This is a genomic window from Corynebacterium casei LMG S-19264, from assembly GCF_000550785.1.
In the GTDB taxonomy this organism is placed as follows: domain Bacteria; phylum Actinomycetota; class Actinomycetes; order Mycobacteriales; family Mycobacteriaceae; genus Corynebacterium; species Corynebacterium casei.
In genome coordinates, this window is record NZ_CP004350.1 from 1,105,423 (window position 1) to 1,131,765 (window position 26,343).

Below are 26,343 nucleotides of genomic sequence, written 5' to 3' on the forward strand. Positions count from 1 at the left end.
CGCGAATGAGTCGGCCGGGTGAACGCGGCGATTGAACCACCCCGCCAGCCGGGGTAGGCGAAAGTCGAGGAAAGTCCGGACTCCACAGAGCACGGTGATTGCTAACGGCAACCCGGGGCGACCTGCGGGCAAGTGCAACAGAAAGTAAACCGCCGCGTCTTTGGCGCGGTAAGGGTGAAACGGTGCGGTAAGAGCGCACCAGCGTCCTAAGTGATTAGGGCGGCTGGGTAAACCCCACTGGGAGCAAGGCATCATGGCCCGTTAATGGCGGGCTTGATCAGGTGTTTGAGAGCTGCTCGCTCGAACCTGAAGGTAGCTGCTTGAGGCGTGTTGGCAACGGCACGTTCAGATGGATGTTCACCGCCGCGCGGTTTTGCGCGTGGTACAGAATCCGGCTTATAGGCTGACTCATTCGTATTAACTTTTAACCGGTGGCAGCGCTTTATCTGTGGAACAATGGGGCGGCATGAAGTTATATGCTGCGCACCTGGACTTGAGCTCTATTGCGAAGGAGTTCAAGGTACCCACCGCCTTCGATGAGGAGGTCACCCACGCTGCCGCGCGGGCACGCGATCAGTTCGCGGCTACGCGTACGGACAAGCGTGATATTCCACTGGTGACCATTGATCCGGAAGGGTCTATGGACCTGGACCAGGCGGTGTTTATTGATAAAGCTTCAGGTGGCGCCGGCTATGTGGTGTATTACGCCATCGCGGATGTCGCAGCATTTGTGGAGCCAGGCGGGCCGATTGAGCGTGAATCTTTGGAGCGCGGGCAGACTATTTATCTTCCCGATGAACCAGCACGCCTTCACCCGCCAGAGCTTTCGGAGGGTGAAGCATCATTGCTTCCCGATGTTGACCGGCCCGCCGTCTTATGGACCCTCAACCTGGATGCGTCCGGGGAGGTCGAGGACTTCCAGGTAGAGCGCGCGCTGGTGCGCTCGCGTGCGCGTTTAGATTACGATGGCGCGCACGCGGACCTGGTCAATGGCGAGCTGCACTCGTCTATCGCATTATTGCCTGAAGTGGGCAAGCTGCGCCAAGCATCCTCGCTGCGCAGGCATGCTATTTCTTTGCGTCTGCCATCCCAGCGCGTGGTGGAAAATGAGGACGGCCAGTTTGAGCTGGTTATCGAGCCACGGCATGAAATCATGGACTACAACTCAGAGATTTCGTTGCTAACCGGCATGTGTGCCGGGCAGCTGATGGCTAAGCACGGGGTTGGTTTCTTGCGCACCCTGCCTGCCGCGACTGAAGAATCCGAGCGCGAATTCCTCGAAGGTATCGCGGCACTGGGTTATGAGGTAGGGGAGGACTCCATCTCGGAATTCTTATTGTCCATCAACGCCGATGAGCCACGCGGCATGGCCGCGATGCGTTTGGCGCAGCGGCTTTTGCGCGGCGCGGACTATGTGTGGCTCGGCGATGGCGAAGCCGAAATCCACGCCGGAATCGGCGGCTACTATGCGCATGTGACGGCACCGCTGCGCCGCCTGGTTGACCGCTTTGCCTCGGAAGTCTGCCTGGCTTTATGTGCCGGTGAAGAGATTCCTACATGGGTAACCGATAACGCCGACGATGTCATCTCCACCATGCGCCGAACCTCGCAACTGGCATCGCAAGTGGACAAAGCCGTGCTCAACTGGTTGGAGGCACGCGTGCTTCAGCCGTGGATTGGGCATAACTTTGAAGCCGTTGTCCTTTCTTCTGATCCAGAGAAGAACAAGGCATCTGTATTCGTCGCTGATCCACCGGTGCTCGCCGATACTGTTGGCGCCCCACCACAGGGCTCATCCACACACGTGTCGCTGATCAGCGCCGACCCCGACAAGCGCGAAGTGAAATTCGCCTGGCCTGCCGATTAGCAACTCAGCGACTAAATCAGGTCCATTGCTCCCATCGTGCTCAGGTCATGTGTGTTGTCCACGAGCCTTCCACCCGGCGTTAAAAGCTTGACCTTGCCGCGGTGCCGGACCATCCGCCCGCGTTTTGGTTTGGTGAAGTTCTTGCCCTGAACATCACCATCGTCATTGACACCGTTGTGATAAGCGCACAGCGTGCTGAGATTCGAAGGGTTGGTCTGCCCACCGTTCTTATGCGCATCCAGGTGGTGTACCTGGCACCTGTCAGCAGGAACGCCGCAGTCCGGCCACGGACACACAAGATTCTCCGCCTTGGCTAATATCCGCTGCTTAAACGACGCGAACCGAGTCTCATACAAGTTGACAGGCCCTGCAGTCGGATGGAACAGGCCGGCGTAAATCTTGTCACCGAGGGCACCAGAAATCGCCGCGTTGACGATTTCTGCACCAGTCATGGTGGTGCCGTCGGAGGCACCGATGATGGATTCGTTGCCTTCGCCGCGGACAATCGTCGCGGATTGATCCAGGCCGATGGCAATAACAGTGCGGTATTCAGGTTGGAGCAGACCACCGCCGCTGTCGATGTGTTTCCAGAACGCCTCCAACAGTGCTTTCTTCCTCGGCTGCTCAGTGGTTTCTATCGCATCGAGGGTCTTCGTAAAATCAGTGATGCGGCGTTGGGTATCCGTCACGGTCATCGTGACCATGCCGTTCTTAGCCTGGCTCACCTTTACACCGGGCTCTTTCGGCTTCTCACCCTGGATTTCTTTCACCCGCCGGTTGCCGTAGGCATTGACTTCTTTGTAGCTGCCTTCATGGGCGATAAGTTCGGCGCGCAGTTTCCAGGCTGCGCCGCGCTGTTTGAGCTTCTTAGCGTGTCTATTGACCATTATTAGGTGGTCGAGGCTTAATTGGCGTTGTTCGGCCAGCGCTATTGATTCATGCTGCAGGCGCGGAGAGTCGGCGGGACCAAGGAGTGCATCGGCGAGCTTGGCGTACTCCTTTGCTTTCGGTAGTACAATGCCGAAGCTTTCCAAGTCATAGGGAGAGTGCTCGTAAGCAATGCGGAGAATGCCTATGCCCTGGCTGAAGTAGAGTTTGATTGCCTGAAGTAGTTCCATAACTCAGACGCTAAACCCACTGCGCAAGCCCGCACCAGAGCAAGCCCGAAAACCTGTGGATAACTACGTTGACACGTCACCCAAAGGCCCAAGTTATCCACAGGTGGGACATTGGGAGAGGGCTAAAGCCGGTATACGTCATAGTCTCCGGGCACTCCGGAGCCAGCATCGAGCGTGAATCCCAACTTTTCTGCAAGCCGAATTGAGGCAGTATTGGCCGGGTCGATGATTGCGACAACCGGCAGATCAGGGCATTTCTCGCGGCCCCACTCGATATCCGCTGTCGTTGCTTCCTTGGCAAAGTCTTTGCCCTGGGACTCCGGTGAGAAACGGTAGTAGACGTTGAGTACGTCTTTTCCTTGTTCCACCGATTTGCGAACTCCACAGAAGCCGATGACGTTGCAGGTGTCCGCGCCTTTCTCGTCCTTGCGAGAAACAACGAAGTATCCGATGCCGTCTTCCGCCCATTTGTGCTGCCATTCATTGCACAATGCTGAGGCTTCCTCGCGTGTTTCATTGTGAGGTCTGGGCGGTGTTCGTAGGTCCGCGCATCAGAGTGAATCTCAAAAATAGCCGATTCTGCGGATCCACTTGGAACTGCTAGAACTAATCGGTTTGTATTGAGTACGGGGCTAACCTGCGTGGACATGGTTGCTCCTGAGCGAACTATTTCGAGGTAGATTCGATGGCAGCTTCGGTGCCGTGCACGACTGGCACGACAACGAGGCCGTCGGCGGCGAAGTCAGCGGCGAAGTTCTCGGCGCGAGCGCTTGGCACGAACGCGAGTACTGCGTTCGAAGTGCCAGCAGATGCGGCGCGTGCGGCGGTTGCGCCGCGGGCGAGGGCGAGCTCGCTGAGCGCTTCGGCGTTGTCGAGTCCGTAGTGGGTGACCATGTCCTTTTGGGAACTGGCCAAAATGCTGCCGAGCTCGTTCCATGCGCCGGAGCGCAAAGCGCGGGCGACCTGGTGAGCGCGAACGGTTTCGGCATCGTAGAAGTGCAGCCATCCGGAGGCTTCTGCAACGGCCGGCTGGCCTTTGGAGCCGTGGACTTTGTGCACGGCGTTGAGCCAGTCGATGACGCGCTCGGGGGCATCGGGAAGCAAGCGAAGCGACTCTGCACCGAATGCGTGGCTGGCTGCATCAACGAAGTTATTGCGGCCACGAATATGGGTGGACTGCGCCGGTGCCTCGGTATTAGCGGGGAAGAGCACGAAGGCGCGCAGCATGCCGGAAATCGGTGCGGCAGCCTTGGTCACGGAATTGTCTGAATAGTCAATGATGCTGACGTAGCCCTCTTCCGCACGCAGTGCCGCCGTATGGCGGGCACGCAATGCTGGCAGGGAAGAGAAGGTATCCACGGCCTGGGTGCACACCTCAGCAAGACGCGCGCGCAGGGGGTGGTCCAACTCGGAATCTTCCGGCAACATCGCCAAGGCTACCGCCACATCCGCAGCGGCGAATGCGCCCATGCCTGCTTCAATCGGAACATCACAAACGATGGTGACATCCGCGCCGGCAGTCTCACGCGAGAGCAACTGGCGGTTAATCATGGTCCAAATAACGCCACCGATACGCGACGCCAAAGAACCCTCCGGCGCTGGCGGGATAACCGTGCGGCCCTGCTCATCAATCTGGGGCTGCTGCTGGATAAACCGCTCCTGCAGCTCATCTAACGTGATGGAGTCATCGGTCTGCTTCTCACCCTCGTGGGTGTGTTCAATGAAACGTACCTTGATGGTGCCATCGTTACGCGGCGATACTGCGGCCGCTGCGCGCAGCTCAGAAATGCCCATGACCACGATGCCACCGAAGTGATCCGCGTGCTCACCAGCAATCGACCACGTACCCGGTGCGCTAGCTACCGCCTGGGCAGGAGCACCTGCGTGTGCGGAGTGCGCTTGGTGGACGCGGGTGGAAGCTGGGGAAGTGGGTGCGGGCCACATCGGCATGCTGATCGGGCTCCTTGCATGTGGTGTCAATAAGTCGGATTGGGTCAAGCTAACTATCTTAATAGTTTAGCGGGCGGGATAAATACCGCGCCGGTAGTGTGGAAAAGCATAAGCCATCAACCGGCTTTCATCTATCCATAAACTTCTCAAGGAGATGCTCATGGCAACTGAAGATAACCAATGGTACTTCGACCCATCTACCGGCGCTGTTTCCCAAGGAAAGGAATCTGGTTGGGAAAACCGCATGGGCCCTTATGCGTCTGAGGCCGAAGCGCGCGCCGCACTCAACATTGCTGCGGCACGCAACAAGTCAGCTGACAACGAGGATGACAAAGACGATGACTGGGGCGAGACCCCGTCGTGGGAGAAGTAACCTCACACTTTGGAAAACCAGCGCAGTCCCTTTCTCACCCTGGAATATCGAATCCGTACAGGGCGAGCAAGGGACTGCTTTTGGTTTTAGTCGTGAGAAAAGTTACTTTTCAATCTGCTTCTTCAGTGGCTTGAACGCCTGCTTGATGGACTTCATGGAACGCTCATAATCCTCGAGTGCTTCCAAGCCGATGGTGCGCTCGCGTTGGTAGAGCAGACCGTAGCCGAAGGTGTCTTCACCACGACGCCGAGCCGCTTGTGCCAGGTGCAGCAGCTTGTCGCGTGAAGTCACTGAATCTTGGAAGTCACCGAGTACGGATTGCATGTCCTTGCACGCGGCATACAATCCCTTTGTCTTGAGCTTGGTTGCTGAACCAGCAGCTTCGGCGGCGTAGCGCAGCTTCTTCGCCGCCTTGCGCATGTCGTGGTAGTACTCCTCACGCTCATGCAGCGTGAGCTCTTCATTGTCCCAGTTCTTGACTGCCTTCTTGTGGCGCTTGAGCAGCTTTTCATAAGCCTTGGCCAGGTGAGCAGCCATGACCTGCTCCATCTCCTTGGCCGCATCTTTTGCCGCTTGCTTCGCCGCAGCCTTTTCTTCCTTCTTGCTCAGCGGTGCTGGATCAGAAACTGTTTCAGAAACCTTTTCAGAGACTTCGTCGGATTCGGTCTCTACCGCTTCAGCTTCAACGGCATCAGCTTCGGCGTTGGCAAGTGCAAGTGGTTCTTCAGTCGGTTCGGCATCTGCCGGGATAACTTCTGGGACTGCTTCGGGGAACTCGGCCTCGGGAGTCTCAACTGGTGGGTTGGCTAGCAGATTATCCAGGGAGTCGAGGAGTTCGAGGTAGCGGTCGGAGTCGAGGGCGGCAACGACTTTGCGGTGCGCGCGGGAGTATTCGCGGCCCATGTCGTTGGCAATGTGTTCGCGGGTGGCGTCATCTAAGGTGTCGGAATCTTCAGCAGCCAACAGTGACTGCCAGCGTTCTTCAACAACTTCGGCATCGCGGGCAACGCCAAGGATGCTGGCAAGCAACTTGAGCTCATCTTCAATGCGGGCAATCTCAGGCCCGCCGATAATCCCGTGGAAAGTTTCCATGTGGCTGCGCAGCTCACGCGTGGCAACGCGCATCTGGTGAACAGAATCCCATTCATCAGCCCGCACCTTCGGGTCATACTGAACAAGCTTGTCGCGATTGGCGGCCAAGGCCTTCACCACGGCGGCGGCAGGGGATTGCTCATCCACATCGGGAGTAATCATCGATGGTGGGAGCGGTGCGTTATTAATGGAGTTGCCCAGAGCGGATGCCAGCTTGGACGGGGAGGAGGACACCCGTGCACCGGCGGTGATGAACTGACGGGTTGCGGTGCGGATAAAAGCAGTGCCCTCCTCAGTGCCAGGCAGCTCACCGCTGAGTTCAACTTCCCACTCACGCCAGCAGGTTTGCTCACCACCGGGAAGAAGTGACCAGGCGGTGACATTGTCGTCGCAGAACTCTGCGCGCGGATTGCCCTCGGCATCGACCAAGACCTGCTCAGTGCGCTGGTTATCTACCTGCGCGATGGGCTCCACCGGGTGGTTGCGGATAATGCTGCGCACATGAGTTAGCAGCTCTTGCGGAACGGTATAAGCGCCATCCACTGGTTCGCTCAGTTCCATGCGGATTTCGGTGCGGCCGAGTGTGCTTGGCAGCTTGATATGCCAGCCATCATCGTGGCCACCGGTACGGCGGCGCAGGGTCACCTTGGCGCGAGTCAGACGAAGATCTTCGGTGTCGTAATAGATAGCGGACAGTGACTCCGAACGGGTCTCACCCACCGCGGCAACCCCTGGTAGTTCAGTTATCGCTGGGGTAGGAAGAGACTCCGATACCGAGAACTTAGCTTCAACTTCCAAAAATGACTTAGCTGATTTCGCTGACATTGACCCACCTTCTTGTTCTTTGCGCAGTTACTTTCCCTAAGCTTAGCTTGCCTTATTGGCACGGGCTTCGCTCGCCGGTGGCATTCATGGCACACTCGCTGGGAATCTTTGTGCAGGTAAAGCAGCGGTTTAGGAGGCTAGTTCGTTGCGGCCGGTGTGGATGCCAGATTTGTCACCGCCTAGGTGCGAGCGTTCGGCGGCGTCCACACCGTCGATGATGCCGCGCATGTGGTTCGCCGAGAGGTTCATACTGGACAGGTTAGGGAAGAGGTCGTGCAAGGCGTCCTCGGCCTCCGCTTGTCGGCGGGCCAGGACTGGGAGAGCGCGGGAGACAATTTCATAGGCGCGTTGCTTGTCGATGTCTTCGTCAGCCCCTGCGTCTTTAGCCGCATCGCTAGCTTTTTGCTGGGCTTTGGCGGCTTCGACGTTGGCATCATGAAGCAACTCGCGAATCTTAGTCGCATAAGCCAGGATGAAACTGCGCCGATAGGAAGCCGTCTCACCGTCTGCTGCTGCGAGCTTCGCGCCTTCGGAGTTCTTCATAAACCATGCGCGCTGGCGGTTGAGCGAGGTGAACAAGTCAATAATGTGCTCGGCGTCGTCGCGGGTGGCCATGACGGTGCAAATGCCGAAATCGGAAAGCAATACTGCGGTGCCGCCGTTGGCATAAGCAACTGAGCACAACAGCGAATGCTGGTGCTTGACCCACGGCGCGGAAATCCGTACGCGAAGCGCAACAATTTCTTCCGCTGAGTTCTCTAAATCTTCCAGGACTGAATCAATTCGATATTGCTGGCGCAGGTTTTGGGCCTTGGCAATGAGTGCATCTGCCTCATCCTCAAACTGCGTGGACTCTGCCTTAGCCAGCAGCGCCTGGATTTTCTCGTGCATCTTCTTCTGCTTCGGATCCGTAAATTCCGGCTGCGGGGAAGCAACAACTTCGGCATCACGCAGGAAAGGCAGGCGGTAGAGCTTATCCAACCACGAAGTCACGGTGCGTTCAGTGAGCGTTGATGCCAATGACAGCTCATAATCCGACGGCCGGTAGCTCAGCCAGGACTTGCGGACTTTATCCATTTGCACGCGCGCCGGGACTTGGAAAGCAGCCTTTTCTAGCACGACAGCCGAAGCCGGGCCGAGCACATGCTGAAGGTCATGAGGATCCCATCCGCGCTGAGCCACAATGATGATGTCGTGGATAAGGGAATGTACCAAATAAGGGTCTAGGTGGGATAAGCGATTCACAGTGTTTGTCCTTGCTTCGAGGTATCGAGAATTTAAATTTCTACAGTCGGTAGCTATATAGACTGCGGTTGGCCGCGAAAGGTTCGCTCGAAGTTCAAGGCCAGTTCGTGGACTGTCCGGGGGTTCGTCAATGACACGAACACGACCGAGAATTATGCGACTTGGTAATGCACTTTCTACTAAGGTCAAAACCATGAGCAGCCAACACGAATTTGTCCTCCGCACTGTCGAAGAGCGCGATATCCGCTTCATCCGGTTGTGGTTTACAGACCTCATGGGCGGGCTGAAATCAGTAGTGATGAGCCCCTCTGAACTGGAATCCGCATTCGATGAAGGCGTGGGCTTTGACGGTTCTTCCATTGAAGGCTTTTCTCGTATTTCGGAATCGGACAATATAGCGCTGCCCGATCCGTCGACGTTCCAGGTGCTGCCTTTTGAGCAAGACATGCCGGATATGCAGGCAGCGCGCATGTTCTGTGATGTGATCATGCCGGATGGTCAGCCGTCAATGATTGACCCGCGGCATATTCTGCGCCGCCAAGTCCAAGCCGCGGCTAGTGATGGATTTACGTGCATGGTCTCCCCTGAGATTGAGTTCTTCCTTTTGAAGCAGACCGAGGATTTGGAGAACCTGCAGCCGACAGACAACGGCGGTTACTTTGACCAGGCAACGCATAATGATGTGCCGCTGTTTAGGCGCGAAGCTATCTTGGCACTGGAGTCCATGGGTATTGCCACGGAATTTTCCCACCATGAAACCGCACCGGGGCAGCAGGAGATTGACCTGCGCCACGCGGACGTGATGTCGATGGCGGATAACATCATGACCTTCCGCTACATCATCAAGCAGGTCGCCGTACGCCAAGGTGTGCGCGCGACGTTTATGCCCAAGCCTTTTGAACAGTGGTCCGGCTCCGGCATGCACACCCACCTGTCGCTGTTTGAAGGTGAGTCCAACGCATTCCACGACCCGGATGATGAGTTCTCCTTGTCGGAGACCGCTAAGCAATTTATCGCCGGCATCTTGGAGCACGCGCCGGAGTTCACCGCGATTACTAACCAGTGGTCGAACTCCTATAAGCGCCTGCAATTCGGCAATGAAGCACCGGGTGCAGCGACCTGGGGCGTGTCGAACCGCTCCGCTATGGTGCGCGTGCCCACGTACCGTTTGGGCAAGGAAGAATCCCGCCGCGTGGAGATTCGTTCCGTGGACGCCGGTGTTAACCCATACTTGGGCTACGCCGTGCTGTTGGCCGCAGGCCTCAAGGGCATCCGCGAGGGCTATGAGCTAGGGGACCCGGCTGAAGACGATGTGCATTCTTTGACCCGCCGTGAGCGCCGCGCCATGGGCTACAAGGATTTGCCGACCTCATTGGACCACAGTCTGCGCACGCTGGAGCAGTCTGATTTTGTCGCTGAGGTGCTCGGCGAGCACGTCTTCGAGTTCTTCCTACGCGCCAAGTGGGATGAGTGGCACAACTACCAAAAGCAGATCACCAAATTCGAGCTGGCCAATAACCTCAACCTCTAGGAGCAGGAATTCGTGACGCGCATCGACTTGCCTTCACCCGGAACACTGGGGCTATCGCGACCCACGGCGGCGCAGGATCTCAAAGATTTGGGCTGGGATACTGAAGCAACCCTGCCGTTGGTGTGGTGCATTGCTGCCGCCGGCGATCCAGACCTGGCACTCAACACCATGGTGCGCATTTATGATGCCATCGGGGAGACAGAAAGAGACAAGCTCACGCAAGCGCTTATCGATGATGAAGCGCTACGCGTGCGCCTTATCGCACTTCTTGGCGGGTCCACGGCCCTAGGGGATCACCTCGCCGCGCACCCAGAATTGTGGGAGCAACTCGCGCTCCCTTTGCCTGAGCCGACAGAGATGATGCAGCAACTACTCGGCGTCATTAACGCCGTGCCGGCCACATATATTGAGCCGAGAGAGAACACCGAGGACTTGGATCCGGCCTCAGAAGACCTGTCCACACCCGGCACCTATAGCGCCGGGCTGGAGGAGGCAGAGGCGCGGCCACAACTGAAATCCACCTACCGCACGTTGATGATGCGCTTGGCCGCGCATGACTTGGCGGGCAGTTTCTACTCTCGCAAGGGTCAAACGGTTGGTCAGCCAACAGTAGAGTTCCGGCAAGTTACAGCGCTCACCACAGCGCTTGCCGATGCCGCATTGACATCCGCACTCGCATTGGCCGTGCGGATGGTCTTTGGTGATGATGATCTGAACATGCGTCTGGCTGTTATCGCCATGGGCAAGTGTGGCGCCGGCGAGCTGAATTACATCTCGGATGTGGATGTCATCTTTGTTGGTGAGCCGGTGGAAGACGGCGATGATGCCGGGCAAAAAGCGATGCGCAAGGCAACACACGTGGCCGCGGAATTCAACCGGATTGGCACCAGCTGTTTCTTTGAAGTCGATGCCAACTTGCGCCCCGAGGGCAAGTCAGGTGCGCTGGTGCGCACCCTGGATTCGCACGTGCAGTATTACAAGCGTTGGGCTGAGACGTGGGAATTTCAAGCGCAGCTGAAAGCCCGCCCGCAAACAGGTTTTATGCCTTTGGGCAATGGTTATGCCGAGGCGATTGGTCCGATGGTATGGGAGGCTTCCAAGCGCGAATCCTTTGTTGAAGACATCCAGGCCATGCGCCGGCGCGTGTTGGAAAATGTGCCAGAAAGCTTGCGCACCCGTGAGCTAAAACTTGGCGTGGGCGGTCTGCGCGATGTGGAATTCGCAGTGCAGCTGCTGCAGTTGGTGCATGGCCGCTCTGATGAGTCATTGCGCACGCTGGCAACGGTGGATGCACTAGAAGCTTTGGTCCAAGCGGGCTATGTGGGCCGCGATGATGGCGATCAGCTCATCGAGGCCTATGAGTTTTTGCGCCTGTTAGAGCACCGCCTGCAGTTGGAACGTTTCCGCCGCACGCACACGATGCCGCCGGAAGATGACAAAGACACCTTAGAGTGGCTGGCTAATGTCTCAGGTTTTACGGCGCAGGGTTCGAATTCGGCGTCGACGATGATGAACAAGCATCTGAAGAAGATTCGCTTGCGCATCTCTGAGCTGCACTCGCGCCTGTTCTACCGCCCGCTGTTGAACTCCGTTGTGTCTATGAGCCCAGCGGAGCTCAAGCTCACTCCCGAGGCAGCGAAGCTGCAGCTGGCAGCCCTTGGCTATCAAGCCCCGGACCGCGCATTCGAGCACCTGACCGCATTGGCGTCGGGCACGTCGCGCAAGGCACGTATCCAGGCAATCTTGTTGCCAACATTGATGGATTGGCTCTCGGATACCGCCGATCCGGATGCGGGTCTGCTCAACTATCGCAAGCTTTCCGATGCCGCTTTTGACCGCACCTGGTTCCTGCGCATGCTGCGTGATGAGGGCATCGTCGGCAAGCGGCTCATGAGCATTTTGGGTACCTCGCCGTACACCTCTGATCTGATTATCGCGGCGCCCGAAGTGGTCAAGATGCTCTCTGATGGCTCCGATGGCCCGAAGCTGTTAGATACCACCACGGAACAGGTATCTTCGGCGCTGCTTAATGCGACAAAACGCCACCGCGATCCGGACAAAGCCGTGAGTGTCGCGCGATCGCTTCGACGCGTCGAACTTGCGCGCATTGCCTCCGGTGACCTCCTGGGCTACCTCGACGTGCAGCAAGTGTGCCGGGAGCTGTCCACCATTTGGGCAGCGGTATTAGAAGCAGCCTTGCGCGCTGAAATCCGTGGCTGGCTGCACCAACAAGACAGTGAAAAATCCACACCACGTCCTCTCGCGCGCATCGCCGTTATCGGCATGGGCCGTCTCGGCGGCATGGAGCTCGGCTTCGGCTCCGATGCTGATGTCATGGTTGTCGCTGAACCAGAACCAGGTGTGGAAGAGACGGAGGCGATTAAATGGGCGATAGGGATCATCGACAAGCTGCGAACTCGACTAGCTAAACCATCTGGCGACCCACCACTGGAAGTCGACCTTGGCCTGCGCCCTGAAGGCCGCTCTGGTGCGATAGTGCGCACCATTGAAAGCTATGAACGCTACTACGAAAAATGGGGCGAGCCCTGGGAGATGCAAGCTTTGCTGCGCGCTGCTTTCTTCGCCGGTGATGAAAAGGTGGGCGAGCGGTTCATGGAGGTCATCGATAAATTCCGCTACCCGGATGACGGGGTTTCTGATGCCACCATTCGCGATATCCGGCGCATGAAAGCGCGCGTGGACAATGAACGTTTGCCGCGCGGTGCCGACCGTAATACTCACACCAAGCTCGGCCGTGGTGGCTTAAGCGATGTGGAATGGACCGTGCAGTTGTTGACCATGATGCACGCGCATGAACATCCTGAACTGCAAAATCCTTCTACCTTGGGCACACTCGATGCGCTGGAGGAAACTGGCATCTTGCCGGCCAAGAAAGCTGAAAGCCTGCGCGAAGCGTGGCTGATGGCCACCGATGCCCGCAATGCCTTGGTGCTGGTGCGCGGCAAACGCGTGGACCAACTGCCCACCCCGGGCCTGCAACTTGCTCAAGTAGCTGGTGCCGCTGGATGGAAGCCGGAGGAAAACCAGTACTTCCTGGATGCCTATCTGAAGGCCACCCGACATGCCCGCCGCGTGGTGGATGAAGTTTTCTGGGGCGAAGCTGAGTCCTTTGAGCACTTCTAGCCGCCCTCGGACCTAGCGTCCTGCGGGCGGCTGTGAAGAGCATTGATCTGACCCTGAGAGTTACCCGGATTTTACCCTGATCTTTACGGTGATCCCTTTCCAGTTCCAAGCCATGTGCTTAAGCTGGGCGGTGTACGCAGCGATACTCACTACCCACTGCCACCTCCCAAGGGAAGGACCACCGTAACCATGGCTCTCATACTTTCCATAGAGCTCAGCAACGCAACCTTTGAAGACCTCGCCACCCTGGTATCCACCGCGGGCGCCGCCGGGGCCGACGATTCCACGGTTATTGAAATCGATGACAATGAACAAGTTCTGCGCGTGATTATTGAAGACCCCATCGCGCCCGATGTGGACACCAGTGACCCCTCCGGGTTCACCTTGATTGATGACGGCTATGACCCAAGCTTTGATGATGATTCCGATGACTTCGTGGATGACTTCATCGATGATTCTGCCGACCCCACTGAGTTTTACGGTCCTGACCCACGCGGGTTTGGTGGCCTCGGTGGATACGGTGAACACCGTGAACCTCGTGGCCCATGGGGACCACAAGGGCCGTGGGGGCCTCACGGCCCGCAGGGGCCGCAGAGCTTTGGCCGCGATTTTGGGCGCGGCTTTAGCGGCAACAAGCCTTTTGATATCTCCGGTGCGATTAATGACTTCATTGAAAATATTGCCTCTGAGTTCTCCTTCGGGGGACGCCGCAACCGCGGTGGGCGCCGCGGCGGATTCCGCGGACGCGGCACTAACGGCTTCCCGCCAGCGGACTATTTATATGGCCTAGCAGAAGACTACTTCCGTGACTACGGCTACCGTAGACACAACAACCGTGGTGATGACCGCCGGGATGCCCGCCGAGATAATTACCGTGACCACTCTGGCGACAACCGCCACGGGGGCGAGCGCTACCGCGATGACCACCGCCGCGACGAGCCCTTGCAAGATGATTTCTACAGCGATGAGTCCAGCTTTGAAAAGCCCGACTTTGACAAGCCACGTTCCGAGGAGCCACGTTCTGAGAAACCTCGTGGTGAACAGCCACGTAGTGAGCACCCACGTGAAAAACGCCGTCGTGATGAGAACCCGTTTGGTTCAGCATTTGGCTCCGCGAATCCGTTCGGTCCAGGCTCTGGCAACGACTTCGGTGAGCTGCGCGATGCCGGCGGGAGCTTCTTGAAGGGACTGTCGGACTTTATCAATGACCGTGTTGACCGCCGCATCGATGGCAGCGGCAACCGTCCCGGTGGTCGTGCGAATGGTTACGGAACCTTTGGAAACCCAGACGTGGGCGATGAGCATCCAGAAGGTACTTCACGTCAGGACAAGGACACTGAGGACAAGTTGGGCGAGTTCACGGACTTCTCCGGGTATGACAACGTGGGGGACATCGAGGACCTAGAAAATCTGGGTAAGGATGTCGACGACTCCGCTGGTTCTGGAGGCGATAAAGACGGCGAATACAGCCCAGGGGATGATTCCCGTGGTGATTCCCGCGATGATCGCGATGATTCCGAGGATGATTCTAATGAGGACCGGGACGATAAGTAAGTTCGGGTGAGCGTAGAAGGCTCTGAGAATATTGCTCAGGGCTAGAGTTAGCAGGTGGCGCGGGAGTAGACTCAACTTCGCGCCACTTGTGGCATTTATGCAGTAATCAGTCCTCAAGGCTGAACTTTAAGAATTTTTTAGAAAAGGACAGCGGCACCAGATGGCCTTTACCTCAACAGCCCCATCAGGACGGCCAAGCAAACCAGAACACTCTGGGGAGCATGGCATCCAAACCGAGCGCAGCATTGTTGTGCAAGCAGTATGGCTGTGGCTCGGCGGCGTTGTGGTCATTACTGTCCTGGCTATCGCGCTGGCTCTGCACGCGGCATCGAACCGTCCGGCGGAAGGCGAAGTGACCGTGGGCGATGCCATGTCGGGTATCCAACCGGCATCTGAAGCAGAAGAATCTGAAGCGGCGTCTGGCACTGGAGTCCCAGAAAATCCTGGTTACCGTTTGGTTGAGTTGGCTTCGGCCTTGGGCTTGCCGAATGGGGCAGTTCCGGACGGTGCCATGGAGATTGGTATGGACCGGGATGAAGCCCGAGTGTATCTGATGGAACTGGTCAACAAAGCGGTGATCAAGGGAGTTCTCACCCCAGTTGAAGCTGATGGGGTGATCAAGGCATTCGAAGCCGGACTCATCACCGCTCCAGTAAACATCACCGAGGATGATGAGCAAGCACAATCAGATGCCGAAGAAGACCAGAACAGCGATGTTGGCTCCAGTATTGAAAGCAGCAACTAAGCGGCAAAACGGCGGCTAAAAGGAAGTCACACTTCATGATCGTGCGCAGTATAAAGTTTCTTTCCCGACCACGCTCGCCGCAGGAAGTGGCAGAGTCGTCGCAGTACTTCGACGGGGCCGCAACCATCCCAGGAGTTCGTCGGGCGCTGATTCGTGAACAAGAGCGCGGTGCAAAAGAACTGGACTGGAAGCTGGACCAAGTGGTGCCAGCTGATGAGTCGGGTCAGCGTGTGGACTCCGAATGGGCGTGGAAACTGCCGCTGGTCAAATACATTAAGAGCCGTGGCGGCATGCGCTTTTCTGAACCAGTAACGCTGATTGCGGGAGATAATGGCTCCGGTAAATCCACGTTTCTGGAATCAGTAGCGCTCAACCTGGGCTTTAGCGTGGTGGGTGGCCGCTATGGTGACTCAGATGCTAAGAAGACCACTGGTACCGAACCCGCACTGAGCTGGTACATGCTGTGTGAGCTCAATGAGCCGATTCTGCGCGGCTTTTATCTGCGTTCGGAAACGCACATGGGGATGTTAGAGAATGAAAGCGGTGAGAAGGCTGCCAATGGGCGCAATCATCTTGACCCCAGCTTCGACTTGAACAGCCGCTCACACGGGGAATCCATCTTTGACATCCTCGGGGAGCATGTCGATGGCAAGGGCTTGTACATCTTCGATGAGCCTGAAGCAGGCCTATCAGCCGTTCGCCAGATGGCGTTGCTCGCAGAGATTGAGCAGGCAGCAGCACGCGGTGGACAATTTATTATTGCCACCCATTCACCGATTTTGTTGGGAGCGCGCCAGGCTCAAATTCTTGAAATCGGGGAGGATCACGTCGGCTATCCCACATGGGAAGAAACCGAAGCTGTGCGCGCGACGAAGGAATTTTTCACCAACCCGCGCGCTGCGTTGGACTTAGTCTTCGGTGACAGTCTCCATCCGGATCTTCCGGGGGCGAGTGCCGCCGCGCGTTATCAAGATGCCGAGGAGACCGATCGTCCACACAACAAGCACAGCTAGCGCGGCGTAGCGGAAATCCCCCCATACAAAGGCCGTGCCGCCGGAGTGCTTATCCAGCATGATTCCGAAGATCTGCGCGGCAATCATGCCGGCGGTAAATCCACCCATATTGGCAAGACCGGTGGCTGTTGCCACGACATTGCGGTCCAAGGTTTCGCGAATCTGGTCGAAACCATAGTTCGAGGATGGCGAGGACAGCGCCATCAGAATCATCATCGCGATGATAACGGCGAGCCCGCGTGGGCTTGGCGAGGAAAAGAACCACAGCCATGCCAGAAGGTGCAGCAGGGAAAGGACAAACGCGGAGATATCGCGGTGACGGCCTGACAGTGAAGACAAGCGACCGTGGAATGGGCTGACGATGATCATCGCAATGGAGTTAATGGTCAACACCATGCCGGCTTGGGCCGACGAAAAGCCCATGGCTTCGGTCATCATCGGCACGCCCCACATCATGATGAAGACGAGGTTGGCGTGCAGGCCGGCGTAGTGAATGAAAAAGCCTTGCCACGTCGCGCGCGAGCTTAAAGCCAGCTTCATGCGCTGGCCGATGGACAGTGCGGGCTCGTCTTTTTCTACCGATGGTTCGGAATATACGCCGGCAGATTCAGGCGAGTCCGCCACCGCAATCGCAGCCACGATGGCAATAAGAATGACAACAGAGCCCAAAGAAACAAAGGCAATGGTCCAGCCAGTAGCGTGCAGTAGCCACAAAAATGGCACGGCAGACAGGAATTGGCCGAGCTGGCCAAAGGCTGCTGTTACGGCCGTAAACATCGGGGTGCGATGCAGTGGGAACCAAAATGGCAACAGCCGCATAACCGACAGGAAGGCGGTTGCGTCACCGGCACCGATGAGCACACGCGCGCCGATGGCAACACCATAAGAGGTAGTTAGGCCCAGGATTAGCTGGCCGATGCCCATGATGATGGCGCCGATAACTAGCAGCCTGCGCGGGCCGAAGCGGTCGATTAATATTCCTGTCGGAACTTGGGCGAGAGCATAAGTACCAATCTGCATTGAGGCAAAGACCGCGATGCGGGAGGCGTCGACATCGAAACGCTCAATAGCTTCAACACCTGCAACACCGAAGGATGTACGGCCAAAAATAGCGCCAACATACACACTTAGCGCGGCAATCCAAACGGTTAAAGCCTTAGTCGTTACTACTTCACGAGGGTTGGGGCGGGGATCTTTCTCAAATTCAGGGTTAGACACGTGTGGTAAGTGTACTCCGAGTAAGTAAGATAAGGAACGTGGACTACATTTCAACGCGCGATAGCACAGCGACCCCAGCGAAGTTTACTGATATCCTGCTCGGCGGATTGGCCGCTGACGGAGGCCTGTACCTACCCACCGAGTACCCACAACTTGATGCCAAGACCCTGGAATCTTGGCGCGAGTTGGTCACAAGCGATGATGAAGCTGGCTACGGCAAGCTAGCTGCTGAGGTACTGAAGCTTTTCATTGATGATATTCCGGCAAAGGACATCGAAGCGATTGCTGCCCGGGCTTATACACACCCGAAATTTAGCTCGCAGGAGATTGTTCCTGTTACCGATCTCGGTGATTCCTTGCTGATTGGTCACCTTTCGGAAGGGCCTACCGCAGCGTTTAAAGATATGGCGATGCAGCTTCTAGGTGAACTTTTTGAATATGAGCTCGCACGCCGTGAAGCTACTTTGAATATCTTGGGCGCAACCTCTGGTGATACCGGTTCTTCGGCGGAGTACGCCATGCGTGGACGCAAGGGCATTCGCGTCTTCATGTTGACCCCTGCGGGCCGCATGACTGCTTTCCAGCAGGCCCAGATGTTTGGTCTGGATGACCCTAATATTTTCAACATTGCTCTCGACGGTGTCTTTGATGACTGCCAAGACGTGGTCAAGGCCGTATCTTCTGATGCGCAGTTTAAGGCCGAGCACCGCATTGGTGCAGTCAACTCCATTAACTGGGCACGTCTGATGGCGCAGATTGTTTATTACATCAACTGCTGGCTCAAGGTCACCGAGACCAATGAGCAGAAGGTTTCCTTCTCCGTTCCAACCGGTAACTTTGGCGATATCTGCGCCGGCCACATCGCGCGTCAGATGGGTCTTCCGATTGACCGCCTCATCGTTGCGACCAATGAGAACAACGTGCTGGATGAATTTTTCCGCACCGGCAACTACCGCCCACGCCCGGCCGAAGAAACCATGGCGACCTCGTCACCCTCCATGGACATCTCCCGCGCATCTAATTTCGAGCGTTTTGTCTTCGACCTGGTTGACCGTGACGCTGAGAAGGCCGCGGACCTATTTGGCACCAAGGTCAAAGAAGGCGGCTTCGTCCTTGATTCTGAACTGATTGACAAGGCACGCGAAGTATTCGGTTTCGTCTCTTCGACGTCTGCTCACGCTGACCGTCTGGCGGCCATCAAGGATGTTCAAGACAAGTACAACTACCTGGTGGACCCACACACTGCCGATGGCATCAAGGCTGCGCGCGACGTACAAGACGAGTACGGCGTTGATACGCCAATCATCTGCCTGGAAACCGCATTGCCGGTGAAATTCGCCGAAACCATTGAAGAAGCGATCGGTCAGGCCCCTGAGACCCCAGAGCGCTTTGCCAAGATCATGGAAGCAGACCGCTTTGTCACGGACCTGCCCAATGATGTTGGAGCCGTCAAAGACTTCATCACTAGCTCGATTAAGACAACCGAGGTTTAGGAGAAAACCATGGCCCAAGAGCAATCATTGCCCGAGGACTACAACACGGAGTTTGATCCGGAGGCTTTCTTGAAAAAACTTCATGAGCAAGCTGCTGCTGAAAAGAATGAGAACCCAGATGGGGACAAGGGCGAAAACAAGGACGCGAACTCTGACGAGTCCTAAACAGTCCGCAGGAAAATCGCGGGTAGTATAAGCCCCGTGACAAGGCGCCGAGCATCGAATGTACTGCAGTTTCTTGCAGTAGCTTTAACGGGCCTGCTTTTGATGGCAGGTATCGTTTCGTGCTCGGCGTCTTCTGATCAGCAAGCGCCCGAAAACGGCGATGCTGAGCTTTCGCAACAGGCAGGCGTGGATTCGGCAACCGCTGAAGGCGTCAATGAGGAAGAGCTCCAGGTGCCGCAAGAGCCGCAGGAGTTGGCGGACTCAGTTCTGAGTCCTTCCTACGCGCCGCTGCAGCCGGGAACTGCGATTGATATTTCGGCGGATTATCCAGTGCCGGGCCAGCACTTCAACTTCAGCTACTGCACCGTGGCCTATTCTTTCAGCACCGAAGACGGCCGTTCTTTTGCGGTCACGGCATCGCACTGCGGTAAAGAAGGCGACCTGGTGTGGGCAGGTACGCCGGATAATACTTTCGCGTTCCCCGCAGAACCGATTGGCACGTTCATCTACTCCAGTCTGTACACCGAAAACGCGGAGAACCTGGATATCGGGCTGATTGAACTTAACGGCAGTGTGGCAAATGCCTACGCGCCGCGGGAGATGGAAACCCACATTGCAGGCCGCATGGAAGCACTGCCGGATTATGTGTGCAAGATGGGCCGGATGACGTATCAGACCTGCGGCAATCTCACGCATCAGTCGGCGTCGTCGATTCTGCGCTTCGGTGAGCAAGAGATTCGCTCCACGGCAGCGCGTGCGCAGGTGTGCGCCCGCAATGGTGATTCCGGCGGCCCGGTTTTCGCCATGGTCGATGGCCGCGACATCATCGTCGGCTTGGTTTCCGGCACCACGGAGCACATGGATGAGGGACAGACCTGCGCCGATGTGGAAAACATGGAGTTGTCTTTTGTGTCCATCCTGGACATTCAAGCAGTGCTTGACCAACTTCTGGACGCGCCCATGCAGCTCGCTACACTGTAGGACATGTCCACACCTGAATTCATTGTGAATCTGCGCAAGCATATCGGCCACCAACAGCTTTTCCTTCCCGCCTGCACCATGATTGTTCTGCGTCCCGTTCCGCCGGGATCTTCTATTTGGGAAGTGCCGAAGGTGTTGCTCGCGCGCCGTGCCGATAACGGCAATTGGGCACCGATTTCGGGCATTTGTGAACCAGGTGAAGAGGTCGCACAGACCGCCGTGCGTGAGGTCAAGGAAGAAGTTGGCTTGGATGCCAAGGTTGAAGCACTTCTTGGTGTTGGACAGGTTGGGCCGGTCACGTTTGAAAACGGGGATGAATGCCTGTTCATGGACACCGCCATGCGCCTTTCGGTTGCAGAGGATGCAGAGCCAGTGCTTGGCGATGAAGAAAATACCGACGTCCAGTGGTTCTCCGTCGCGCATCTGCCGGATACCGTGAACCGCCAGCATCGCTTGCTTATTGCAGATGCCGTAGCGCAAATGAAGCACCCAGCTGGCTTCCGTCCGCGGATGGGATACCGCAAGCGCAACGCCTAATACCACCACAGTGCGCAGGCGGTACCCTTAATCAAAAATTCCCAGTTCAGGGTAGACATGTTTTCATTAACAGGATACTGTTGAAAATATGTCACACGGGCACTCGCATACGCACACTCACGGTCATGGCCACGAGCACGGCCATGATCACAGCTACGTGAATACCCCGCTCAAAGCCCTCGCCATCGCGGCGACGGTGACGGGAGTTATTTTCTTCGCTGAGCTTATCGGCGGCTTGGTATCGGGGTCTTTGGCATTGCTGTCAGATGCGATGCACATGCTTTCCGATGCCGCCGGGCTCATCATTGCCCTTTTCGCCGCGGTGGTGGGCAACAAGGCGGCATCGAGTAAAGCAACGTACGGATATCGTCGCGTGGAAGTTCTCGCGGCACTATTTAATGCCGTCGCAGTCACCCTCGTGGTGGTGTTCATCGTGGTCCAGGCGGTTCGCCGCTTAGGCAGTGACTATGAGATTGATACCGGCATGATGCTGGTGGTTGCTGTCATTGGTTTGGTAGCTAATGCCATCTCGGCGTGGGTGCTGTCCAGCCAGCAGGATAACAGTCTGAATGTGAAGGGCGCGTTCTTACACGTGATGGCTGACCTTTTGGGCTCAGTTGCGGTCATTATCGCTGGCTTGATTATTCGCTTCACTGGCTTTACCTTCGCCGATACCATCGCATCGCTATTAATCGTGGCGTTCGTTTTGCCACGTGCGCTGGGCTTGCTGTGGAAGACCATCGAAGTACTGCTCGAACGCGTGCCGCGCGGTGTGGACCTGCACGAAATTGAGAAGGCCCTTAATGCACTGCCGCAGGTGATGATGGTGCATGACTTGCATGTGTGGACGACCGATGGCGTGGATGTCCTCGCGACCGCACACCTGGTGGTCCAAGAACATGACTACCACGTGCTGGACCTGGCCCAAGAAGCACTGCGCGAGTTTGGAATTGAACACTCCACTATCCAGCTGGAGCACCCAAACCACATTCAGCACGAGGAATTCTGCGACTAGGCGCTAGCTTCAGCTTCCTCTTTACTTCCGGATTGTGCCAGATCCAAGAGGCCGAAGCCCAATGAGATAACGCAGACGGTAGCGATCATCCCAAAGCCAACCATGATGGCGTGTGGCCATTCGGCCGAGATGCCGTGCAACGTGGCGAAGACGGCAGCGGTGACAACCGCCAAGCCAATGGCGGTGCCAATACGCTGACCGGTTTGGAGCACAGCGCCGGAAGATCCGGCGTATTCCTGCGGAACCTTTGCCAAGGTAAGCGTCTGGTTAGGGGAGATGACGGAGCCTTGGCCGGCGCCGGCGAAGGAGAGGGTGAGCACCAGCCACCATTCGGAAATGCCCCAGTGAGTAGTTGCCCAGATGAGGATGATGGAAGAAACCAGGCCGAAGATGGCAATGAGCATGCCGCCGATGACCACCTTGCGTCCATGCTTGGACACTAGGCGTCCGGCCACGGTCGAAGAAACTGAGTTCAACAGGGCAGACGGGATGCCCACGCAGCCGGCAACCAGGGCGGAGTAGCCCAGGCCATTCTGGAAGTACAGCGCCACGAGAACCCAGATGCTGGTTGCGCCCATGAACCACAGAGCCGCGATGAGGGTGCCGTTGCGGAAGCTAGGGGCGCGGAAGATTTTTAGGTCCACCATGGGCTGGTGGCCGCGTGCACGGTGATGGCGTTCCCACGCCACCCACAGCCACGTCACCGCTAAGCCAAGCGGGAGCAGAACCCAAGACCAGCCGGAGCCAGTAGATTCGACGAAGGGGAAGAGCACCATGAACACGGCGCTGCCAAGCAACAGCGCACCGATGGGATCAAGAGTTTTGATAGCGCTCCAAGTCCCCACCTTGCTGCCGGTGGTCTTGTCGCGTACGCGGGAAAGCAGTGGGCGCGGAAACCACATGAATGCCAAGATGATGGCAATCAAACCAATTGGAACATTGACCAGCATGGTCAACCGCCAGCCAAGGTCCGCGCCGCCGAGCTGAATGAGGAAACCACCAAAGACTGGGCCGATCGCCACCGCGATACCAACGGTCGCGCCAAAATAACCGAAGGCGCGGCCACGCTCAGGTCCTTGGAAGTATTGCTGAATCATGCCCACGCTTTGCGGGTTAAGCAGTCCAGCGCCGATGCCTTGGATAAAGCGGGCGATATTCAAAGCATCGGCAGATGGTGCGAAACCTGCGAGCACGGAAGCGCAGGTGTAGACCACCACACCAATCATGAACATGCCGCCACGGCCGACTAGGTCGCCGGCGCGACCGGCAGCGACCAACACCACGCCAAAGGTTAAGGCATAGCCCGAAAGCACCCATTGCACATCGGAATTAGAAGCATCAAGCCCGGCCTGAATGGAAGGCAGGGCAACGTTGACAATGGAAACGCTAATGAGCGACATGAACACTGCCACCAGCAAGATAGCCAGGATCCGCCACCGTGCCGGATCCTGGCCCAGTGGATAGTTAGTAGTATTCGCTTCCGATTTCGTGGTGTGTGGTGGCCGTGCTTGAGTCATTCTTTCCACCATACTCTTTAAAGAATCGCTTTGTATAGTCAGAAAATGGCTATATTCAGGACTTTTGCGCCGTGCAATCGGGTCTCGCGAGCCGGGCTAGGTTCAGATTTTTGAACCGACTTCTATCCGTCTCGGCGCTATTGACGCAGTGTGTGGATTAATTAGCAAAGGTCAAATGGCCACGTAGATAGCAGGGAAGGAGGGGCCATGTCAGTAAAGTTTATTTACAAGAGTGATGGAAGCGTTGATATTGTCGTTGCCCCGGAAATCCCTGTATCTCCGCGGACGTTTAGGCAACTCCTCGCGAACCGGCTCGTCATCGATCGAATTCGTGCCGAGAACATCGATATTTCTCGGCACTCCGATTTGCTTACTCTTTAGGAGAAAAAGAGATCTGGATGTTTTGGTGACGAGTTTGTAGCTGTAGAAGAGAAAATTCGAGAGACGATTCAGTTAGGCGATATTGACCAGCTTGAAGCATTGCTTTTGAATCCGCATCAAGAGTTCGAACCATATCGAATTCTCAGCCCGCTTGTGAGTAAGTTTTCTACCGACGAGATCCGGAAGATTGTTGCCTCTCGACCCCGGAATCAAGTCCAGCTCGCATAAAAGGGACGGCATTGCAGCTACCCGAATTCGATGAGTGCATTTCGGCCGCCTGTGCAATTGCGAATACAGATAGGCTGATCGTCATTGGATCTCAAGCTGTTCTAGCTCAGACTAATGCGCGCGAAATTCCCAAAGAAGTCCTAATGCCGAACGAGGTCGACGTGACCACAGTTCACACGGCACTGGGACTTAATGACGAAAAGTGGAGGAACATTTCGGATGAGATGCTTGGCGCTATAGAGTTTCATCTAGGAGAAGATTCGCCATGGCATACTGCGCACGGGTTTTATGTAGAGACCGTGGACATTGGAGGTGCTGTACTTCCTACAAGTTGGCAGGACCGGGTTAGATCCCATCAAGTTCGCGGTGGAGAATTCACCGCAATTTGCCTAGACGCCATAGACGCTTGCACTGCAAAAATAATGCGTGGTTTGGATAAAGACAAACAATTTACTGTGTCACTGATTGAGATTGGTCTCGTGGATGAAACACGATGCTGACTCGATTGCAGGGTGACTTCGTTACTGACGCCGCATACGACCGAGACAAATTATTGGAAACTGCGAGAAGTGGCGCGATTGAGTTTTTCAGGTTCCTTTAAGGTCTGCGCGGCGAAGTACAATGGTGACCCTTGCCGAAAGCTTCTCGGAAAGGGTCACCTAGTCTTATGGAATCTGCTCAAGAGATGACTGGATTAGCAGTCGAAGTACATCTCGAACTCGAGTGGGGTAGGACGCAGACGAGTTGGCTCAATCTCGTTCTCGTACTTGTACTTGATGTAGGTGTCAATCAAGTCCTCGGTGAAGACGTCGCCTTCGGTGAGGAACTCGTTGTCATCGGCAAGTGCCTGCAAGGAAGCCTCAAGCGAAGTAGGAGCCTGCGGGATGGAAGCTGCCTCCTCTGGTGGCAACTCGTAGAGATCCTTGTCCACTGGTGCGTGAGGCTCAATGCGGTTCTTGATACCGTCGATGCCAGCCATCATCATCGCAGCAAAGCCCAAGTATGGGTTGCCTGATGGGTCCGGTGCGCGGAACTCAATGCGCTTCGCCTTCGGGTTGGAACCGGTGATTGGGATACGTACCGCAGCGGAACGGTTGCGCTGGGAGTAGACCAAGTTGATTGGTGCCTCAAAGCCCTTGACCAGACGGTGGTAAGAGTTCAGGGTTGGGTTGGTGAATGCCAAAACCGCGCCAGCGTGGTGTAGAAGGCCACCAATGTAGTAGCGGGCGATGTCAGAAAGACCTGCGTAGCCAGCCTCATCGTGGAACAGCGGCTTGCCGTCCTTCCACAAAGACTGGTGAGCGTGCATACCGGAACCGTTGTCACCAGCCAGTGGCTTCGGCATGAAAGTTGCGGTCTTGTTGAACGCTACCGCGGTGTTTTTGATGACGTACTTGAAAGTCTGAATGTCATCTGCCGCGTGCAACATGGTGTTGAAGCGGTAGTTGATCTCCTGCTGTCCGCCGGAGCCGACCTCGCGGTGGAAACGCTCAATCTGGAAGCCAACCTCCTGCAGCGCACCAACCATGGCGTCACGGACCTCAACGGTCTGGTCATACGGAGGGGTAGGGAAGTAGCCGCCCTTTTCTCGGTTCTTGTAACCAAAGTTCGGGGTGCCATCCAGGTTCAGATCCTTGCCGCGGTTCCACCAACCCTCGTTGGAATCCACGTGGTAGAACGCCTGGTGCGCATCAGCCTGGTACTTCACGGAGTCAAACAGGTAGAACTCTGCTTCCGCACCGAACTGGCAGGTATCTGCGATACCAGTAGAAATCAAGTACTCCTCAGCCTTGCGTGCCACATTGCGTGGGTCACGGGAGAAAGGCTCATGGGTAAACGGATCATGCACAAAGCACTTGATGTTCAAGGTCTTTTCCGTACGGAACGGATCAATATGTGCCGAGTTTGGATCCGGGAACAAGGTCATGTCGGATTCATCAATGGTGGTGAAACCACGAATTGAGGAGCCGTCAAACGCCATACCGTCCTCAGCAGCGTCCTCATCAAACTCTGATGCTGGGATGCTGAAGTGGTGTTCCGTGCCCGGGACGTCAGTAAAGCGGATGTCAACGAACTTTACGTCTTCATCAGCGATGAACTTAACAATCTCCGAGACGCTTGAAAATGCCATGGATGCTCCTAAAGTGATTGTTTGCGTGGTAATTTCTACCTCACAAGTCTACGCGCGTCGACCGGTGTATCGTGGAAAAACGAACGCAGTGTGGCTTAAGAAAAGTGTCTGTTCCTCATTTTAACGGACTATCTATCACACGCTAGAATTCTCCCCACATGTGTGGCAGAAAAATTGTCCGATTTTCATACTCTGCACTGCTAACAGTGGGGTTGGTCAT

Annotated in this window: 21 protein-coding genes and 1 other RNA gene; 14 read left to right on the forward strand and 8 right to left on the reverse strand. The window is 56.3% G+C overall.

Annotated elements, in window-relative coordinates; translation table 11 throughout:
- The first annotated feature begins 6 nt into the window (after window positions 1-6).
- Window positions 7-415, forward strand: an RNA gene (gene rnpB, locus CCASEI_RS14555) — RNase P RNA component class A.
- A 51-nt stretch (window positions 416-466) separates the two neighbouring features.
- A complete protein-coding gene (locus CCASEI_RS05120) occupies window positions 467-1,867 on the forward strand; it encodes a ribonuclease catalytic domain-containing protein (RefSeq protein WP_025387354.1) in 1,401 nt (466 codons plus the stop codon).
- 11 nt (window positions 1,868-1,878) lie between these two features.
- Here CCASEI_RS05120 and CCASEI_RS05125 read toward each other — a convergent pair whose 3' ends face one another.
- The 3 genes from CCASEI_RS05125 to CCASEI_RS05135 form a co-directional block, all read right to left on the reverse strand.
- Window positions 1,879-2,985 carry an HNH endonuclease signature motif containing protein gene (locus CCASEI_RS05125; protein ID WP_025387355.1) on the reverse strand — a complete coding sequence of 369 codons (1,107 nt, stop codon included), beginning with the start codon at window positions 2,983-2,985 and terminating at the stop codon, window positions 1,879-1,881.
- 122 nt (window positions 2,986-3,107) lie between these two features.
- A complete protein-coding gene (locus CCASEI_RS05130; RefSeq protein WP_225868445.1) occupies window positions 3,108-3,476 on the reverse strand; it encodes a GNAT family N-acetyltransferase in 369 nt (122 codons plus the stop codon).
- Window positions 3,477-3,651: 175 nt separating this feature from the next.
- Window positions 3,652-4,935, reverse strand: coding sequence for a galactokinase family protein (locus CCASEI_RS05135; RefSeq protein ID WP_025387356.1), 1,284 nt, complete (start codon window positions 4,933-4,935; stop codon window positions 3,652-3,654).
- Window positions 4,936-5,095: 160 nt separating this feature from the next.
- On the opposite strand from CCASEI_RS05135, the gene CCASEI_RS05140 reads away from it, so the two are divergent.
- A complete protein-coding gene (locus CCASEI_RS05140; protein WP_025387357.1) occupies window positions 5,096-5,308 on the forward strand; it encodes a hypothetical protein in 213 nt (70 codons plus the stop codon).
- 102 nt (window positions 5,309-5,410) lie between these two features.
- Here CCASEI_RS05140 and CCASEI_RS05145 read toward each other — a convergent pair whose 3' ends face one another.
- On the reverse strand, window positions 5,411-7,225 hold the full coding sequence (locus CCASEI_RS05145; protein ID WP_025387358.1) for a CYTH and CHAD domain-containing protein: 1,815 nt from the start codon (window positions 7,223-7,225) through the stop codon (window positions 5,411-5,413).
- Window positions 7,226-7,354: 129 nt separating this feature from the next.
- On the reverse strand, window positions 7,355-8,470 hold the full coding sequence (locus CCASEI_RS05150) for a DUF2786 domain-containing protein (RefSeq protein ID WP_025387359.1): 1,116 nt from the start codon (window positions 8,468-8,470) through the stop codon (window positions 7,355-7,357).
- Window positions 8,471-8,663: 193 nt separating this feature from the next.
- Between CCASEI_RS05150 and CCASEI_RS05155 the strand changes: the two genes are divergently transcribed.
- The 5 genes from CCASEI_RS05155 to CCASEI_RS05175 all read left to right on the forward strand — a co-directional run bounded on the left by CCASEI_RS05155 (window position 8,664) and on the right by CCASEI_RS05175 (window position 16,457).
- Window positions 8,664-10,001 (forward strand): glutamine synthetase family protein, encoded by a 1,338-nt coding sequence (locus CCASEI_RS05155; protein ID WP_025387360.1) that lies wholly within the window; start codon window positions 8,664-8,666, stop codon window positions 9,999-10,001.
- 12 nt (window positions 10,002-10,013) lie between these two features.
- Window positions 10,014-13,145, forward strand: a complete 3,132-nt coding sequence (locus CCASEI_RS05160) for a bifunctional [glutamine synthetase] adenylyltransferase/[glutamine synthetase]-adenylyl-L-tyrosine phosphorylase (RefSeq protein WP_025387361.1) — start codon at window positions 10,014-10,016, stop codon at window positions 13,143-13,145.
- A 189-nt stretch (window positions 13,146-13,334) separates the two neighbouring features.
- Complete coding sequence (locus CCASEI_RS05165) at window positions 13,335-14,699, forward strand: hypothetical protein (protein WP_025387362.1); 1,365 nt, start codon at window positions 13,335-13,337, stop codon at window positions 14,697-14,699.
- 160 nt (window positions 14,700-14,859) lie between these two features.
- Window positions 14,860-15,444 (forward strand): hypothetical protein, encoded by a 585-nt coding sequence (locus CCASEI_RS05170; protein ID WP_025387363.1) that lies wholly within the window; start codon window positions 14,860-14,862, stop codon window positions 15,442-15,444.
- 35 nt (window positions 15,445-15,479) lie between these two features.
- Window positions 15,480-16,457, forward strand: a complete 978-nt coding sequence (locus tag CCASEI_RS05175) for an AAA family ATPase (protein WP_025387364.1) — start codon at window positions 15,480-15,482, stop codon at window positions 16,455-16,457.
- Here the strand turns inward: CCASEI_RS05175 and CCASEI_RS05180 are convergent.
- Window positions 16,353-17,675, reverse strand: coding sequence for an MFS transporter (locus tag CCASEI_RS05180; protein ID WP_025387365.1), 1,323 nt, complete (start codon window positions 17,673-17,675; stop codon window positions 16,353-16,355). The two genes, CCASEI_RS05175 and CCASEI_RS05180, sit on opposite strands and share 105 nt — an antisense overlap.
- 38 nt (window positions 17,676-17,713) lie before the next feature.
- Here CCASEI_RS05180 and thrC point away from each other — a divergent pair, with 38 nt between their 5' ends.
- The 5 genes from thrC to CCASEI_RS05205 all read left to right on the forward strand — a co-directional run bounded on the left by thrC (window position 17,714) and on the right by CCASEI_RS05205 (window position 21,866).
- Window positions 17,714-19,168 (forward strand): threonine synthase, encoded by a 1,455-nt coding sequence (gene thrC / locus CCASEI_RS05185; RefSeq protein WP_025387366.1) that lies wholly within the window; start codon window positions 17,714-17,716, stop codon window positions 19,166-19,168.
- Between the two features lie 9 nt (window positions 19,169-19,177).
- Window positions 19,178-19,333, forward strand: a complete 156-nt coding sequence (locus CCASEI_RS05190; protein WP_025387367.1) for a hypothetical protein — start codon at window positions 19,178-19,180, stop codon at window positions 19,331-19,333.
- Window positions 19,334-19,369: 36 nt separating this feature from the next.
- A complete protein-coding gene (locus CCASEI_RS05195; RefSeq protein ID WP_025387368.1) occupies window positions 19,370-20,314 on the forward strand; it encodes a trypsin-like serine protease in 945 nt (314 codons plus the stop codon).
- A 3-nt stretch (window positions 20,315-20,317) separates the two neighbouring features.
- Window positions 20,318-20,851: an NUDIX hydrolase gene (locus CCASEI_RS05200; RefSeq protein ID WP_025387369.1), complete on the forward strand. Its 534-nt coding sequence runs from the start codon at window positions 20,318-20,320 to the stop codon at window positions 20,849-20,851.
- Between the two features lie 88 nt (window positions 20,852-20,939).
- Window positions 20,940-21,866, forward strand: coding sequence for a cation diffusion facilitator family transporter (locus tag CCASEI_RS05205; protein ID WP_025387370.1), 927 nt, complete (start codon window positions 20,940-20,942; stop codon window positions 21,864-21,866).
- On the opposite strand, the gene CCASEI_RS05210 is transcribed toward CCASEI_RS05205, so the two are convergent.
- Window positions 21,863-23,383, reverse strand: a complete 1,521-nt coding sequence (locus tag CCASEI_RS05210; protein WP_025387371.1) for an MFS transporter — start codon at window positions 23,381-23,383, stop codon at window positions 21,863-21,865. The two genes, CCASEI_RS05205 and CCASEI_RS05210, sit on opposite strands and share 4 nt — an antisense overlap.
- A 207-nt stretch (window positions 23,384-23,590) precedes the next feature.
- Here CCASEI_RS05210 and CCASEI_RS15010 point away from each other — a divergent pair, with 207 nt between their 5' ends.
- Complete coding sequence (locus CCASEI_RS15010) at window positions 23,591-23,764, forward strand: hypothetical protein (protein ID WP_155894822.1); 174 nt, start codon at window positions 23,591-23,593, stop codon at window positions 23,762-23,764.
- A 922-nt stretch (window positions 23,765-24,686) separates the two neighbouring features.
- Here the strand turns inward: CCASEI_RS15010 and glnA are convergent.
- Complete coding sequence (gene glnA / locus CCASEI_RS05220; RefSeq protein WP_006823461.1) at window positions 24,687-26,123, reverse strand: type I glutamate--ammonia ligase; 1,437 nt, start codon at window positions 26,121-26,123, stop codon at window positions 24,687-24,689.
- Window positions 26,124-26,343: the final 220 nt, after the last annotated feature.